The sequence below is a fragment of the Geodermatophilus sp. SYSU D00708 genome, assembly GCF_054050115.1.
Map to the genome: position 1 here is coordinate 13,546 of NZ_JBJGYS010000022.1, position 14,970 is coordinate 28,515.

At 74.0% G+C, this 14,970-nt stretch carries 17 protein-coding genes; 14 read left to right on the forward strand and 3 right to left on the reverse strand.

What is annotated here, in order from left to right:
- The first annotated feature begins 41 nt into the window (after positions 1-41).
- Positions 42-371, forward strand: a complete 330-nt coding sequence (gene cutA / locus ACI79D_RS17680; RefSeq protein WP_456919761.1) for a divalent-cation tolerance protein CutA — start codon at positions 42-44, stop codon at positions 369-371.
- A gap of 121 nt (positions 372-492) precedes the next feature.
- Complete coding sequence (locus tag ACI79D_RS17685) at positions 493-2,256, forward strand: putative bifunctional diguanylate cyclase/phosphodiesterase (RefSeq protein WP_456919762.1); 1,764 nt, start codon at positions 493-495, stop codon at positions 2,254-2,256.
- Positions 2,257-2,269: 13 nt separating this feature from the next.
- Here the strand turns inward: ACI79D_RS17685 and ACI79D_RS17690 are convergent, their stop codons facing one another.
- A complete protein-coding gene (locus ACI79D_RS17690; RefSeq protein WP_456919763.1) occupies positions 2,270-2,560 on the reverse strand; it encodes a DUF6343 family protein in 291 nt (96 codons plus the stop codon).
- Between the two features lie 44 nt (positions 2,561-2,604).
- On the opposite strand from ACI79D_RS17690, the gene prfB reads away from it, so the two are divergent.
- The 3 genes from prfB (at position 2,605) to ftsX (ending at position 5,616) form a co-directional block, all read left to right on the forward strand.
- Entirely contained in the window at positions 2,605-3,720 is a 1,116-nt protein-coding gene (prfB, locus tag ACI79D_RS17695) for a peptide chain release factor 2 (RefSeq protein ID WP_456919764.1), read from the forward strand.
- Between the two features lie 277 nt (positions 3,721-3,997).
- Positions 3,998-4,687, forward strand: coding sequence for a cell division ATP-binding protein FtsE (ftsE, locus tag ACI79D_RS17700; RefSeq protein ID WP_456919765.1), 690 nt, complete (start codon positions 3,998-4,000; stop codon positions 4,685-4,687).
- 44 nt (positions 4,688-4,731) lie between these two features.
- Positions 4,732-5,616: a permease-like cell division protein FtsX gene (ftsX, locus tag ACI79D_RS17705; protein ID WP_456919766.1), complete on the forward strand. Its 885-nt coding sequence runs from the start codon at positions 4,732-4,734 to the stop codon at positions 5,614-5,616.
- Positions 5,617-5,684: 68 nt separating this feature from the next.
- Here ftsX and ACI79D_RS17710 read toward each other — a convergent pair whose 3' ends face one another.
- Positions 5,685-7,148, reverse strand: a complete 1,464-nt coding sequence (locus ACI79D_RS17710; protein WP_456919767.1) for an Nramp family divalent metal transporter — start codon at positions 7,146-7,148, stop codon at positions 5,685-5,687.
- Positions 7,149-7,433: 285 nt separating this feature from the next.
- Between ACI79D_RS17710 and smpB the strand changes: the two genes are divergently transcribed.
- The 7 genes from smpB to ACI79D_RS17745 all read left to right on the forward strand — a co-directional run bounded on the left by smpB (position 7,434) and on the right by ACI79D_RS17745 (position 12,964).
- A complete protein-coding gene (gene smpB / locus ACI79D_RS17715; RefSeq protein WP_456919768.1) occupies positions 7,434-7,910 on the forward strand; it encodes an SsrA-binding protein SmpB in 477 nt (158 codons plus the stop codon).
- Positions 7,910-8,833 carry an NADP-dependent oxidoreductase gene (locus tag ACI79D_RS17720; protein ID WP_456919769.1) on the forward strand — a complete coding sequence of 308 codons (924 nt, stop codon included), beginning with the start codon at positions 7,910-7,912 and terminating at the stop codon, positions 8,831-8,833. Before smpB ends, ACI79D_RS17720 begins: the two co-directional genes overlap by 1 nt.
- Positions 8,830-9,726, forward strand: a complete 897-nt coding sequence (locus ACI79D_RS17725) for an amidohydrolase family protein (protein WP_456919770.1) — start codon at positions 8,830-8,832, stop codon at positions 9,724-9,726. The genes ACI79D_RS17720 and ACI79D_RS17725 overlap by 4 nt, the downstream gene beginning before the upstream one ends.
- Complete coding sequence (locus ACI79D_RS17730) at positions 9,723-10,136, forward strand: VOC family protein (RefSeq protein WP_456919771.1); 414 nt, start codon at positions 9,723-9,725, stop codon at positions 10,134-10,136. Before ACI79D_RS17725 ends, ACI79D_RS17730 begins: the two co-directional genes overlap by 4 nt.
- Entirely contained in the window at positions 10,136-10,510 is a 375-nt protein-coding gene (locus tag ACI79D_RS17735) for a VOC family protein (protein WP_456919772.1), read from the forward strand. Before ACI79D_RS17730 ends, ACI79D_RS17735 begins: the two co-directional genes overlap by 1 nt.
- Before the next feature lie 97 nt (positions 10,511-10,607).
- Positions 10,608-12,092, forward strand: coding sequence for an FAD-dependent oxidoreductase (locus ACI79D_RS17740; RefSeq protein WP_456919773.1), 1,485 nt, complete (start codon positions 10,608-10,610; stop codon positions 12,090-12,092).
- Positions 12,089-12,964: an alpha/beta fold hydrolase gene (locus ACI79D_RS17745; RefSeq protein WP_456919774.1), complete on the forward strand. Its 876-nt coding sequence runs from the start codon at positions 12,089-12,091 to the stop codon at positions 12,962-12,964. The genes ACI79D_RS17740 and ACI79D_RS17745 overlap by 4 nt, the downstream gene beginning before the upstream one ends.
- Positions 12,965-13,015: 51 nt before the next feature.
- On the opposite strand, the gene ACI79D_RS17750 is transcribed toward ACI79D_RS17745, so the two are convergent.
- Entirely contained in the window at positions 13,016-13,336 is a 321-nt protein-coding gene (locus ACI79D_RS17750) for a GYD domain-containing protein (RefSeq protein WP_456919775.1), read from the reverse strand.
- Between the two features lie 168 nt (positions 13,337-13,504).
- Between ACI79D_RS17750 and ACI79D_RS17755 the strand changes: the two genes are divergently transcribed.
- A complete protein-coding gene (locus tag ACI79D_RS17755) occupies positions 13,505-14,500 on the forward strand; it encodes a GNAT family N-acetyltransferase (protein ID WP_456919776.1) in 996 nt (331 codons plus the stop codon).
- Positions 14,497-14,916, forward strand: coding sequence for a protein-tyrosine phosphatase family protein (locus ACI79D_RS17760; RefSeq protein ID WP_456919777.1), 420 nt, complete (start codon positions 14,497-14,499; stop codon positions 14,914-14,916). Before ACI79D_RS17755 ends, ACI79D_RS17760 begins: the two co-directional genes overlap by 4 nt.
- Positions 14,917-14,970: the final 54 nt, after the last annotated feature.

The window sequence follows — 14,970 nt, forward strand, 5'->3', positions numbered from 1 at the left end:
GGCGACCGGTCCACCCGCGCGCCGGGAGCGAGGATGGGCACGTGGAGGACTGCTGCGAGGTCGTCGTCACCGGTGCCGACGCCGACTGGCTGGCCGGCTACACCCGGACGCTGGTGGAGGAGCGGCTCGCCGCCTGCGGGCACCAGCTGGCCGCGATCCGCTCGGTGTACCGGTGGGAGGGCGAGGTGCACGACGAGCCGGAGGCCCGGGTCGCGCTGCACACCCGCCGGTCGCTGGTGCCGGCCGTGGTGGCCCGCACCGCCGAGCTGCACCCGTACGACGTCCCCTGCGTCATCGCGCTGCCGCTGGTCGACGGGTCGCCGGACTACCTGCGGTGGGTGGTCGCCGAGACGCGGGAACCGGAGCGCTGACCCGGTCGTCAGCCGGTCGGGGGGACTGGGTATGACGGAGCTGTCCCGGCGGTCGCGCCGGCCGAGGGGAAGCGACGGAGTGGTCACCGGTGGCGGTGACCGGCAGACGGCAGGAGAACGCGTGCCAGGACCAGCGGTGCCACACCAGCTGCCGGTGGACGTGCGTCGCCGCGTCGGCGGGTCCAGCAGCTCGGCTGTCGCGGTCGAGGCGGTCCTCGACGCGCTGCCCTCGCCGACGCTGCTGATCGACGCCCAGGGCCGGGTGCTGCTGGCCAACACCGCCTGGCAGACCGCCGCGCCACTGCTCGACGACGACCGGGTCCGGCTGGGCCTCGACGACGACTACTACGCCATGGCCCGGCGGCTGAGCGCCGGTTCGGGCTCGGAGTCCCTCATCGACCGGCTCCGGGCGCTCTCCCGCGGCGAGTGCGCCTCGGTGCAGGCCGACTACGCCCTGGAGCGCGCCGACGGCACCCGCTGGTACCACCTGCAGGCGTCCCGGGTCGACCAGGCCGGGCAGGTCGTCGTCACCCACACCGACGTCACCTCGCGGGTCCGGGCCGAGCGGGCCTCGGACTGGCGGGCCCGCCACGACACCCTCACCGAGCTGCCCAACCGTGCGCACCTGCACGAGCTGATCGACGCCGAGCTGCAGCGGCTCGACCGCGGCCCGGTGTCGGTGCTCTTCCTCGACGTCGACGGGTTCAAGGACGTCAACGACTCCCTCGGGCACGACGCCGGCGACGACCTCCTGCGCCAGATCGCCGGCCGGCTGACCGGCAGCACCCGCGCCGGCGACACCGTGGGCCGGCTCGGCGGCGACGAGTTCGTCGTCCTGTGCCGGGAGTGCGACACCGCGGGCGCCGAGGCGCTGGCCGACCGCTGCCGCGCCAGCATCGACCGGCCCTTCGACCTCGGCGGCCGGATGGTCCGGCTGGGGGTGAGCATCGGCATCGCCACCGCCCCGGACCCCGGTCCACCGCTGCGCTCCACCGACCTGGTCCGCGACGCCGACCTCGCCATGTACGCGGCCAAGGCGGCCGGCCGCAACCGGGTCCGGCTGTTCACCGCCGACCTGCGCACCGCCGCGCAGCGGCGGGCCACCGTCGCCAACGAGCTGCGGGAGGCGGTCCTCGACGACCAGCTCGTGCTGCACTACCAGCCGGTCCTGCACCTGCCGACCGGGCGGATCACGGGGGTGGAGGCGCTGGTCCGCTGGGAGCACCCGCAGCGCGGGCTGCTCCCGCCCGCGGACTTCCTCCCGATCGCCGCGCAGCACGACCTGATGACGCCGGTCGCCCGCTGGGTGCTGCGCGCGGCGACGCGGCAGGCCGCGGCGTGGGGACGCACCGGCCTGCGGCTGGTGACCGGCGTGAACATCAGCGCCGGGCACTTCTCCACCGGCACCCTGGTCCGCGACGTCGAGGACGCGCTGGCCGACTCCGGGCTGCCACCCGAGCAGCTGGTCGTGGAGCTGACGGAGAGCTCGGTGGCCGAGGACGCCGACCGGGCCGCCGCCCAGTTCGCCCAGCTGCGCCGCCGGGGGGTCGAGGTGTGCATCGACGACTTCGGCAGCGGCTACTCGTCGCTCAGCCAGCTGGTCGCCATCCCCGCCGGGATCCTCAAGGTCGACCGCAGCCTGACCACCTTCCCCGAGGGGCGCCGCGGTCCGGCGGCCGCCGCGATCGCCGCCGTCGTGGCCCTGGCCCGGGCCTGCGGCATGCGCACCCTGGTCGAGGGGGTGGAGACCGCCGAGCAGCTCGAGCTGGCCGCGCAGCTGGAGTGCCCCCTCGCCCAGGGCTTCCACATCGCCCGGCCGATGCCGGCCGAGGAGGTCGCGCCGTGGGTGGCGGCGCGGAGGACGGCCGGCAGCGCGTCCGGCTGACCGGCGGCGCGCCTCAGCCGGGCTCGCCGCGCCGCTTGCGCCGCACCACCACCACCAGGTCGACCAGCGCGACGGCGGCGAGCACGAACAGCACGGCGGCGGCCCATCCCGGCAGGCCGGCGGCCAGCCACAGGACGCCGCCGACGACGCAGACGACCAGGCCGAAGGCGGCCAGCACCAGCCGCAGGGTCAGGGCCGACTGCGCCGGTGGCGCGCCGGCGAGACCGGCCGTGGGGTCGTGGTGGTCGGGCAGGCCGCGCTCGTAGTCCTCCCGCGACCGCGGTCGCCGCCGGGGATCGGTCATGCCGCACTCCGTACCCCCGCGGGAGCGCACTACCCTGGGTCGACGTGGCCGCTGACTTCTCCGTCGTCCTGGACGAGCTCGACACGACCCTGAGGTCGATCGAGGCGGTCCTCGACGTCGACCGCCTCCGCCGCGAGGTCGCCGACCTCGAGCAGCAGGCCGCCGCGCCCGACCTGTGGAACGACGTCGAGGCCGCGCAGGCGCTCACCTCGAAGCTCTCCTACCTGCAGGGCGACCTGCGCCGGGTGGAGGAGCTGCGCAGCCGGCTCGACGACGTGGGCCTGCTGCACGAGATGGCCGCCGAGGAGGGCGACGACGCCACGCTGGCCGAGGCCGAGCGCGAGCTGGAGAGCCTGCGCAAGGCGATCGACGAGCTGGAGGTCCGCACCCTGCTGTCGGGCGAGTACGACTCGCGCGAGGCGCTGGTGACCATCCGCTCGGAGGCCGGCGGGGTCGACGCCGCCGACTTCGCCGAGATGCTCATGCGCATGTACCTGCGCTGGGCCGAGCGGCACAAGTACCCCGTCGAGATCTACGACGTCAGCTACGCCGAGGAGGCCGGCATCAAGTCGGCCACGTTCGCGGTCAAGCAGCCCTACGCCTACGGCACCCTCTCGGTGGAGCAGGGCACGCACCGGCTGGTGCGCATCTCGCCGTTCGACAACCAGGGACGCCGGCAGACCTCCTTCGCCGGCGTCGAGGTGCTGCCCGTCGTGGAGCAGACCGACCACGTCGACATCCCGGAGAACGAGATCCGCATCGACGTCTTCCGGTCCTCCGGCCCGGGTGGGCAGAGCGTGAACACCACCGACTCCGCCGTCCGCATCACGCATCTGCCGACCGGCATCGTCGTCTCCTGCCAGAACGAGAAGAGCCAGATCCAGAACCGCGCTGCGGCGCTGCGCGTGCTGCAGGCGCGGCTGCTGGCGGTGCGGCAGGCCGAGCAGCGGGCCGAGATGGACGCGCTGAAGGGGGAGGGCGGCAGCAGCTGGGGCAACCAGATGCGCTCCTACGTCCTGCACCCGTACCAGATGGTCAAGGACCTGCGCACCGAGCAGGAGACGGGCAACACCGCCGCTGTCCTGGACGGCGACATCGACGGCTTCATCGAGGCCGGCATCCGGTGGCGCCGTCAGCAGGACAGCGTCACCGCCGGCTGACGGCCGCGGGAGCATCGCAGCGAGCGCCAGCGAGCGAGGAGCGGACCGTGGCGCGGAAGCCGGCCAGTGTCACCGCCGGCTGAACGAAGGCGCCGAGAGCGGCACCAGGCGTCCCGTTCGTCACAGGGGTCCCGCGGCGTGGAGCGGAATACGCCACGCTGGGTGACGGGGGACCTGGGACGTCGCAGGTCCCCGTCACGCTGCGCGGATACCGAGTCCAGGCGGTTCCGTGGCGAACAGACCAGGATGCCCCTCGCGGAAGGTACCGTGGCCCCTCGTGATCGAACTGCAACACGTCACCAAGCTGTACCCGGCGAGCTCCCGGCCGGCTCTCGATGACGTGTCCACGGAGATCGACAAGGGGGAGTTCGTCTTCCTCATCGGTTCCTCCGGCTCGGGCAAGTCGACCTTCCTGCGACTGCTGTTGAAGGAGGACGACCCCACCAAGGGCACGGTCAAGGTCAACGGCAAGACGCTGAACTCGATGAGCAAGTGGCAGGTGCCCAAGCTGCGCCGCACGATCGGCTGCGTCTTCCAGGACTTCCGCCTGCTGCGCAACCGCACCGTGGCCCAGAACGTGGCCTTCGCGCTGGAGGTCATCAACAAGCCCCAGCGCACGATCAAGCGCGTCGTCCCCGAGGTGCTGGAGATGGTCGGCCTGGAGGGCAAGGCCGAGCGGCTGCCCTCCGAGCTCTCCGGTGGTGAGCAGCAGCGCGTCGCCATCGCCCGGGCGTTCGTCAACCGGCCGCTGGTGCTGCTCGCCGACGAGCCGACCGGCAACCTCGACCCGGAGACCAGCGAGGGGATCATGCTGCTGCTGGAGCGGATCAACCGCACCGGCACGACCGTGGTCATGGCGACGCACGACTACCACATCGTCGACTCGATGCGCCGCCGCGTCATCGAGCTCAACGGGGGCGTGCTCACCCGCGACCAGTCGCGCGGCGTCTACGGCGTCGGCCGCTGACCGGTCGAGCCTCCCCGCCTGCCTGAACTCACGACAGGGAATCCATGCGCGTCAACTTCGTGCTCTCCGAGGTGGCCACCGGGCTGCGTCGCAACCTGACCATGACGGTCGCGATGATCCTGACCACGGCCATCTCGCTCGGACTCATGGGCACCGGCCTGCTCATCGCCGGGATGATCTCCGACATGAAGGAGATCTACTACGACAAGGTGCAGGTCTCCATCTTCCTGGCCGACGACGTCACCGACGACCAGCGGTCGGCGATCGAGCAGCAGCTCGAGGACTCACCCGAGGTGGCCAGCTACCTCTACGAGTCCAAGGCGGAGGCGTACGAGCGCTTCCAGCAGCAGTTCAGCCAGCAGCCCGAGCTCGTGGAGAACACCCCGCAGGACGCGCTGCCCGAGAGCTTCCGCGTCGAGCTGGTCAACCCCGAGCGCTACGAGGTCATCGCCGCGGAGTTCCCCAACGGGGAGAACGGCGTCGACCAGGTCCGCGACGAGGGTGACTTCCTCGACCGGCTGTTCAGCCTGCTCAACGGCGCCCGCAACGCGACGATCGCGGTGGCCGTCGTCCAGGCGCTGGCCGCCCTGCTGCTGATCTCCAACACGATCCAGCTGGCCGCGTTCAACCGGCGCAACGAGACCAACATCATGCGGCTGGTCGGCGCCTCCCGTTGGTACACGCAGCTGCCGTTCATCCTCGAGGCGGCGCTGGCCGGGCTGATCGGCGCGCTGCTCGCCGTCGGCGGTCTGGTGCTGACCAAGGTGCTGTTCGTCGACAAGACCCTCGCCGGGCCGATCAAGGCCGGGATCATCCCGCCGGTCGACTGGGGCGCCATCGCCACGATCAGCCCCATCATCGCCGCCGCCGGGGTGGGCCTGGCCGGCATCGCCGCCTACGTCACGCTGCGGCTGTACGTGCGGCTGTAGTCCGCGGCCGGTCCCGGCGAGGGCGCCGATCCCGGTGGGGTCGGCGCCCTCGCCGTGTCACGGGTGGCTCACCCGAACAGCTGGCCCGCCTGGTCCCACAGCAGGATGGCCGAGAAGAAGCCGTAGAACAGCACGGCCCAGCCGATCGCCACCAGCCGGCCACCGCGCAGCCCGATCTCGCGGGGCAGCGTCCGCCGGTTCAGTTGGATCAGCAGGCACGAGTACACGAACATCACCAGCCCGTTCAGGGCCGAGGCGATGACGAGCAGGACCAGCGGCTGGGTCACCCCCGACAGCAGGATGACCGACCCGAACACGATCTCGGCCCACACGGTGGCGAAGTAGATCCGGCTCTCGGTCCACGTCGTGCTGGCCGCCAGCGGCCCGGTCTTGAGCACGTCGGCCGTCACCCGTCCCACCATGTCCAGCACCGCGAGGTTGGTGGAGAACAGGACGACGGTGCCGATCAGCCAGAACGTCACCCCCAGCCAGTCGCCCTGGCGCGCCTGCAGCGCCTCGCCCTCGACCCGGATGAAGTCGAAGCTCTCGGCCGAGCCGCCGACCCCGACGGTCACGTACGTCAGCGCCATGAAGGTCAGCAGCGCGACCGCGCCGACGACGAAGAAGGTCACGAACTGCTCGCGGTCGGCGACCCGCCACCAGCCGCGCCACCGCCGCATGTTGCCCTCGTCGCGGCGGAAAAAGTAGCCGATCGAGGGTTCGGCCTCCTCCTCGCCCGTGATCGGCGAGACGATCTTCGGCAGCCGCGCGCCCATACCGAGGCCCTTGTCGCGGGCCCAGTTGGACTGGACGAGGTTGAGCGAGCCGCCCGCGCCGGCGAACGCGATCGCGCCCAGCAGGGTGGCGGCGCCGATCGCCTGGACCCCGTCGGGGATCCGGCCGACCTCGACGAACCCGCGGCCCAGCGCGGCGTAGCCGTCGGCGCCGAGCAGCGCGACGAGCGCGTACAGCATGAACAGGACGATCAGCCCGACGAAGAAGAACTGGATCTTCTCGACGGTCCGGTAGACGACCGGCGACACCGTGAGGACGGCGCCGATCAGCAGCAGGACGCCGATCGTGATGTAGGGGATCGCCGCCTCGGAGTACCCCAGCACGAAGCTGAGCGTCGTCGTCCCGCCCGTGGCCCAGCCGGGCCACGCCCACGGCACGATCGTCATCACGATGAACAGCGGGCCCCAGGCCTTCCACAGCCGGGTGAAGCCGGTGACCGCGGTCTCCCCGGTCGCCAGCGTGTACCGCTCGATCTCCATGTTGAGGAAGTACTGGGTGCCGACGCCGATCACGACCAGCCAGACCAGGCTCAGCCCGACCTGCGAGGTGATGTAGGGCCACAGCACGTACTCGCCCGAGCCGATCGCGCCCGCCAGCAGGAGCACGCTCGGCCCGAGCACCTTCCGCATGGGCAGTGGCTCCGGCAGGTCGGCGTACCTCAGCGGCGCCAGGTTCCTGCTGGGGATCTCGGTGGCGACGTCCCCGCCACCCACGGTCTCAGGGCGCGACTCGGCCACGGTCCTCTCCTCGGGGTGTGGGAGCCCACCGGCCCGGGGCTCCCGGGATCGCGGCGCCGGGGGAGGCGGCGGCCGGGGCGGTCGGCCCGCCCGCCCGTCGCGACGCCGACGTGGTGTGCACGGGGCAGCCGGGATCGGCGGGGGCGCCGGCTCCTGCGGCTGCGGCCATCGGCTCCTCCAGGGTGACCGGCCGGTCGTCCGTGGCGTGGAGCGGTCGTGCGTCGTAGCAGGTTAGGCCCGGTACACGCGCGGTGGAAGGTCCCGGTGCGGCGCTAACCTGGGGACATGCCGCGAGAACAGGGGCGGAAGCTGATCGCCCAGAACAAGAAGGCGCGGCACGACTACTCGATCCTCGACACCTACGAGGTGGGCCTGGTCCTCACCGGCACCGAGGTGAAGAGCCTGCGTGAGGGCCGTGCCTCGCTCGTCGACGGGTTCGCCACGGTGGACGACGGCGAGGTGTGGCTGCAGCACGTGCACATCCCCGAGTACACGCAGGGCACCTGGACCAACCACGCGCCGCGCCGCAAGCGCAAGGTGCTCATGCACCGGTCGGAGATCGACAAGCTGATCGGCAAGACCAAGGAGGGTGGCCTCACCCTCGTGCCGCTGGACCTGTACTTCAAGGACGGCAAGGTCAAGGCCACCCTCGCGCTGGCGAAGGGCAAGAAGTCCTACGACAAGCGGCAGGACATGGCCGAGCGGGACTCCCGCCGCGAGATCCAGCGTGCCTTCGGCCGGTACGTGAAGGGCCGCCGTTGATGCGGGGTGCCGCGTACGACCGGTTCGGCGGCCTCGACGTCCTGAGCGTCCGCGACGACCTGCCCGACCCGCCGGTCGGCCCGGACACCGTGCTGGTGCGGGTGCACGCCGCCGGGGTCAACCCCGTCGACCTGGCGATCCGGCAGGGATTCCTCGCCGGTGCCTTCCCGCACCACTTCCCGATCGTCCCGGGCTGGGAGCTGGCCGGGGTGGTCGAGGCGGCCGGCCCGGCGGTGGTCGACTTCGCGCCCGGCGACGAGGTGTTCGGCTACATCCGGCGGGACGACGTCCAGTGGGGCGCCATGGCCGAGTTCGTGCCGGCCCCGCAGCGGTGCCTGGCGCACCGGCCGCAGTCGCTGTCCTTCGCCGAGGCCGGGGCGCTGCCGCTGGCCGGGCTCACCGCCTACCAGGCGCTCACCGAGGTGCTCGGCGTCGGCGAGGGCGATCGGGTGCTGGTGCACCGCGCCGCGGGCGGGGTCGGCTTCAACGCCGTCCAGATCGCCGTCGCGCTCGGGGCGCACGTCGTCGGCACGGCGAGCCCGCGCAACCACGGCTTCCTCCGCGACGCCGGCGTGGCCGAGGTGCTCGACTACTCGGCCGGACCGATCAGCGCCCAGCTGGCCGAGCCGGTGGACGCCGTCCTCGACCTCGTCGGCGGGGACACGCTGGCCGACGCGCCCGCGCAGGTCCGCGACCGGGCCCGCGTCGCCAGCGTCGTCGACCCCTCGGTGAAGGCGATGGGCGGGCGCTACGTCTTCGTCCGCCCCGACACCCACGACCTCGAGGAGCTCGGCCGGATGGCCGACGCCGGCCAGCTGCGGGTGCCGATCGCCCGGGCGTTCCCGCTGGAGCAGGTGGCCGACGCGCAGGCCCTGGTCGCCGAGGGGCACGTGCGCGGCAAGGTCGTGGTCACGCTGCGGTGAGCGCTCTGCAGCCGCCGGTCGACGACGCCGACGTCCCGCGGTACTGGCGGGAGCTGGGCCTGCCGGGCCTGGTCGACGTGCACGTGCACTTCCTTCCCGAGCGGGTGCAGGCCAAGGTCTGGCAGTACTTCGAGGCGGCCGAGACCCACTACGGCGCGGCCTGGCCGATCCGGTACGCGCTGCCCGACGACGAGCGGCTGGCGCGCCTCGAGGCTCTCGGCGTCCGGGCGTTCCCCACGCTGCCCTACCCGCACAAGCCGGGCATGGCCGCCTGGCTCAACGACTGGTCGGCGGAGTTCGCCGCCGCGCACCCGCAGGTGCTGCAGTCGGCGACGTTCTACCCCGAGCCGGAGGCGCCGCACTACGTCGCCGAGGCGCTGGCCGGCGGCGCCCGCGTGTTCAAGGTGCACGTGCAGGTGGGCGCCTTCGACCCGCGGCACCCGCTGCTGGACCCGGTGTGGGCGCGGCTGGAGGAGACCGGGACGCCCGTGGTCATCCACTGCGGCTCGGGCCCGCTGGCCGGCGAGCACACCGGGCCGGAGCCGATGACCGGCCTGCTCGAGCGCCACCCGCGGCTGCGGCTGGTCATCGCGCACCTCGGCATGCCGGAGTACCGGGAGTTCCTCGACCTCGCCGAGCGGTTCGAGCGGGTGCACCTGGACACCACGATGTTCGCCACCGACTTCACCGAGCGGCTGATGCCCTTCGACCCCGCCGACCGGCCGCGGCTGGCCGGGCTGCGGGACAAGGTCCTGCTGGGCAGCGACTTCCCCTCGATCCCGTACCCGTACGCCCACCAGTTGGCCGCGCTGCACCGGCTGGAGCTGGGGGAGGAGTGGCTGCGCGCCGTCCTGTGGCACAACGGAGCGCGGCTGTTCACGATCGAGTCGTGACCCCGGCCATCCGCCTGACCGCCGCCGTCCTCGGCACGCCCGATCCCCGGGGACTGGCCCGCTTCTACGGCAGGCTGCTCGGCTGGCCGCTGCGCGACGACGACCCGGAGTGGGCCACGCTCCGCCCCGAGGACGGCGGCCCGGGGCTGTCCTTCCAGCTCGAGGCCGACCACGTGCCGCCGGTGTGGCCGCCCGAGCGGGGCACCCAGCAGATGCAGCAGCACCTCGACTTCGAGGTCGCGGACCTGGCCGCGGCGAGCGCACACGCGGAGGCCGTCGGCGCCCGCCTGCTGTCGCACTACACCGAGCCGCACGAGGACGTCCGGATCTACGCCGACCCGGCCGGCCACCCGTTCTGCCTGTTCGTGCGTCTGGGCGGCCGGCAGCCGTCGTCCGGTCGGGAGGGCTGATGCCGTCGTTCTCGCTGACCGCGACGGTCCTCGACACCCCCGACCCGCAGGGGCTGGCGCGGTTCTACCAGCGGCTGCTGGGCTGGCCGCTGGGCGACGACGACCCGCAGTGGGCGACCCTGCGCCCCGCGGACGGCGGGCCGGGCCTGTCGTTCCAGCGCGAGGAGCAGCACGTGCCGCCGGTGTGGCCGGCCGGGCCCGGCGACCCTCGCATGCAGCTGCACCTCGACATCGAGGTCGACGACCTCGACGCGGCCGTGGCGCTCGCCGTCGAGGCCGGCGCGACCGTGGCCGGGTTCCAGCCGCAGGACGGCGTCCGGGTGTGCCTGGACCCCGCCGGTCACCCGTTCTGCCTGTTCCTCCCCGGCTGGTGAGCCCCGGCCCGGTCAGGGCACTTGGCCACTGGCCGGGGCGCCACCGGGCGGTGTGGGCTTGTAGGCGGTTGGGTGCGTCGTCCGGGGAGGACGAGCGATGACCACGACACCCGCAGTTCGCAGCGAGACGGCCGCCGGCTCGGCCGTGGTGATCGGCGCCAGCATGGCCGGCCTCGTGGCCGCCCGAGTGCTGGCCGGCCACATGGACCGCGTGACGCTGGTCGAGCGGGACCGGCTCCCGGACGGCGTCGCCAACCGCAGGGGCGTGCCCCAGGGCCGGTTCGTGCACGCCCTGCTCGCGCGCGGGCTGACCGTCCTCGACGCGCTCTTCCCCGGGTTCAGCCGGGACCTGGAGGCGGCCGGGGCGGTACCGGTGCGCATCCCGGGCGAGACGGTCGCGCTCGGCCGGTCCGGGTGGCTCGACCGGCGGGCTCACGGGTGGACGGTGCTGTCGGCCAGCCGGCCGCTGATCGAGGCGACGGTCCGCCGGCGGCTGCTGGAGCTGCCGGGCGTGACCGTGGTCGACGGCACCGAGGCGACTGCCCTGCGCGCCTCGGACGACGGCCGGGTCGTGCACGGGGTCGCCCTGCGCCGGGTGGACGGCGAGGCCGAGGTGCTCTCCGTGGACGCCGACCTCGTCGTCGACGCCTCCGGTCGTGGGTCCCGCGCGGTGTCGTGGCTGGCCGAGCTCGGCTACCCCGAACCGGAGCAGACGCGCGTCGACCCCGACGTCGCCTACGGCAGCCGGGTCTACCGCATCCCCGCGGGGTTCGCGGCGGACTGGAAGGTCGTGCTCCTCTTCTCGTGCCCACCGGACGTGCCGCGCACCGGCTTCCTGTTCCCCATCGAGGACCGGCAGTGGATCATCGGGCTGATGGGGGCCGCCGGTGACCACCCACCCACCGACGAGGACGGCTTCACGGCCTTCGCCCGCAGCCTGCGCCACCCGGTCATCGCCGACGCGATCGCGGGCGCCGAACCGGTGACCCAGATCCGCGGCCACCGCGGCACGGCCAACCGGATGTGGCACTTCGAGCGCATGCCGCGCTGGCCGGAGCGCTTCCTCGTCGTCGGTGACGCCGTCAGTGCCTTCAACCCCATCTACGGCCAGGGGATGACCACCGCTGCCGTCGGCGCGCGGACCCTCGACGCGTGCCTGCGTGCCCAGCGGCAGCGGCGCCCGGACGACGACCTCGACGGCCTGGGCCGCCGGTTCCAGCGGCAGCTCGCCCGGGCCAACGCCGACCCGTGGATGTTCTCCACCGGGGAGGACCTGCGGTTCCCGACGACGACGGGCGCGAAGGCCGGCCTCGCCACCAGGGCCATGCACCGCTACCTGGACCGCGTGGAGACGGCGGCGACCCGCGACCCCGCGATCACCGAGGTCTACACACGGGCACTCGGCATGCTGGAGGGGCCGACGGCGCTGTTCCGGCCGTACGTCCTCGCCGCCGCGCTCCGGACCCGGCCGGTGCGCGTGACCGGCACGCCACCCGCCGCGGCCCCTCCCCAGGCCCCGCCGGTCACCGGCCTGCCTTCGCCCCGGACCCCCGTCGAGGCGACGCAGGAGGTGCGGTCGTGACCGCGGCGGGTCTGGCACCGGTGACCGAGGGCGCCGTCACCGTGGCCGGCGTCCGCTCCCCGTACCTGACCGCCGGACCGGACGACACCGAGGAGGCCGTGGTCTTCGTGCACGGCAACCCCGGTCCCGCGGAGGACTGGCGGCGCCTGGTGTCCCGCACCGGCGACTTCGCCCGGGCGGTGGCCCCGGACATGCCCGGCTTCGGCGGCGCGGACAAGCCGGACGCGTTCGTCTACACGGTCGACGGCTACGCCCGGCACCTCGCCGGCGTCCTCGACGAGCTCGGGATCCGCCGGGCGCACCTGGTGCTGCACGACTTCGGCGGACCGTGGGGGCTGTGGTGGGCAGCCGACCACCCGGACCGCTTCGCCGGCGCGACGCTGGTCGGTATCGGGGTGCTCCGCGGCTACCGCTGGCACTCGCTGGCCCGGATCTGGCGGACCACCGGGCTCGGTGAGGCGTTCCTGCGCACCAGCACCCCGCGGGTGTCGCGGCTGATGCTGCGCCGCGGCAACCCGCGCGGCCTACCCCGGGACGCCGTCGACCGCCTGTACCGGAGCCTCAAGGACCCGGGCACGCAGCGCGCCGTCCTGCGGCTGTACCGGGCCACCGACATGGCGGCGGTCTCCGAGGACCTGCACCGGCGGCTGGAGGGCGTCGACCGTCCGGTGCTGGCCGTGTGGGGACGCCGGGACCCGTACCTGCCGGTCGGGTACGCCGAGCGGCAGCGGGAGACCTTCCCGCAGGCGCAGGTCGTGGTGCTCGACGACAGCGGCCACTGGCCCATGCTCGACGACCCGGTCGGCCTCGAGCAGGTCGTCCTGCCCTTCCTGTGTCGGGTCACGGCGCGGGAAGGGGCCCCGGCGCGGTGACGGGCGCGGGCCGGGCCGCCCGACCGGGCGGCCCGGCCCGTCGACCCGCGTTCAGGCGCCAGGCGGCTGGTAGTCCGGGTGCACCTGACGTGCGGCGTCGACCTCCTCGGGGCTCATGAGGAGCACCGTGCGCACGTGGGCCACCCCGCTGGCGTTGACGGTGAGGGCCATCGCAGCCGCGGTCTTGTTGTCCGGCAGGTCGACGATCGTGTAGACGTCCTCCTCGCCGAAGGCGAAGTCGAAGGTCTCCAGGCGGCCATCCAGGTCGGTGACCATCTTCTCGATCGCGTTGCGGCGGGTGGTCCCGCCGGCCGCCATGATGGCCTTGGCGCCCTGCGGCGCGTACTTGGCGATGAACAGGAACCGGGGCATCGCGACCTCCGTGTCAGGCCCCCGTGCCCGTGCGATGGTCCGGACGGCCCGGTCGGCCCGCAACACCCGTCCCCACGCGGGGGGCGGTGGCAGCGTGGCGACGACGGACCGTCGGGCCCCCGGAACCGGGTCGACCACCGGACGTCGGCGTCCCTACGCTGCGACCCCGTGCACGCGCTGCCCGAGGGCCTGTCCGCCCGCCCGCTGACCCTGGACGACGTCCCCGCCGCGGCCGAGCTGCTCGCCGCCGCGGAGGCCGTGGACGCGACCGGTGAGCACGAGGACGCCGACGACCTCGCCGAGTTCTGGGGCGACGACCGCATCGACCTGACCCGGGACGGGCGGGCCGTCTGCACGGCGGACGGGCGGCTGGTCGGCTGGGCGACCGCCATCTCCCCGGGCAGCGGGCGCGACGCCTTCCGGGTGTGGCTCGAGGGCCGGGTGCACCCGGACGCGCGCGGCCAGGGCATCGGCCGCGCCCTGCTGGACTGGCAGCGCGGCCGCGGTGCGGAGCTGCACGCCGCCGTGCAGCCGGAGGCGCCGGCGCGGCTGACCGTCTCGGTGTACCCGGCCATGGCCTCCCTGGAGGCGCTGCTGCGGCGGGCGGCGTTCGAGCCCGAGCGTCGGTACTGGGACATGGAACGGCCGCTGACCGACCGGCCGGAGGTGCCGGCCGTGCCCGGGATCGACCTGGTGCCCTTCGGCTGGGACCGCGACGAGGAGGTGCGCCGCGCGCACAACGCCGCCTTCAGCGAGCACTTCGGGTCCACCGTGCTCGACGAGGCCGGGTGGGGCACCTGGTTCACCGGGCAGCGCGCGTTCCGCCCGGACCTCTCGGTGCTGGCCCTGGCCGACGGGGCGGTCGTCGGGTACGTCCTGGCCTACGTCTTCGAGGCCGACACCCGCGCCACCGGGACCCGGCAGACCCACCTCGGCCAGATCGGCGTGGCGCGGCCGGCGCGCGGCCGCGGCGTTGCCTCGGCGGCGATCACCGCCGCGCTGCGGGCCGCGGCGGAGGCCGGCTGCGCGACGGCGGGGCTGCAGGTGGACAGCGAGAACTCGACCGGCGCGCCGGCCCTCTACCGGCGGCTGGGCTTCGCGCCGGTCCGCACCCGCACCTCCTGGGCGGCGATCCTCCCGCCCGCACCGACCGCCGGCCCGTGAGCGGCGAGCCGTGGGGGGACGACGCGGGCCTGGTCGTCCTCCCCGGCGGCGCCCGGGTCCGCGGCCGCCGGCTCGCCGCCCCGGCGACCCCGGCCGACGCCGCCGTGGTCCTGGGCGCCGGTCCGCTGCCGGCCTGGCCGGCTCGGCGGGTCCGGTGGCCGGACTTCTGGGTGCCCCTCGACCGCGCCGACGTCCTCGACGCGCTGCGCGAGGCGCTGGAACGGGCACGCGCGGGGGAGCGGGTGGAGGTGGCCTGCCGCGGCGGCGTCGGGCGCACCGGCACGGCGCTGGCCGCGCTCGCCGTCCTGGACGGGCTGCCGGCCGACGCCGCGGTCGCCTGGGTCCGCCGGTGCCACCATCCCCGTGCCGTGGAGACGCCCTGGCAGCGCCGCTGGTTGCGGTCGATCGAGTCGTGAGCGCGGTCCCGCCGCGAGCGTGCGAGGGGTGAGGAGGACGGGGTCCCGCCTTGG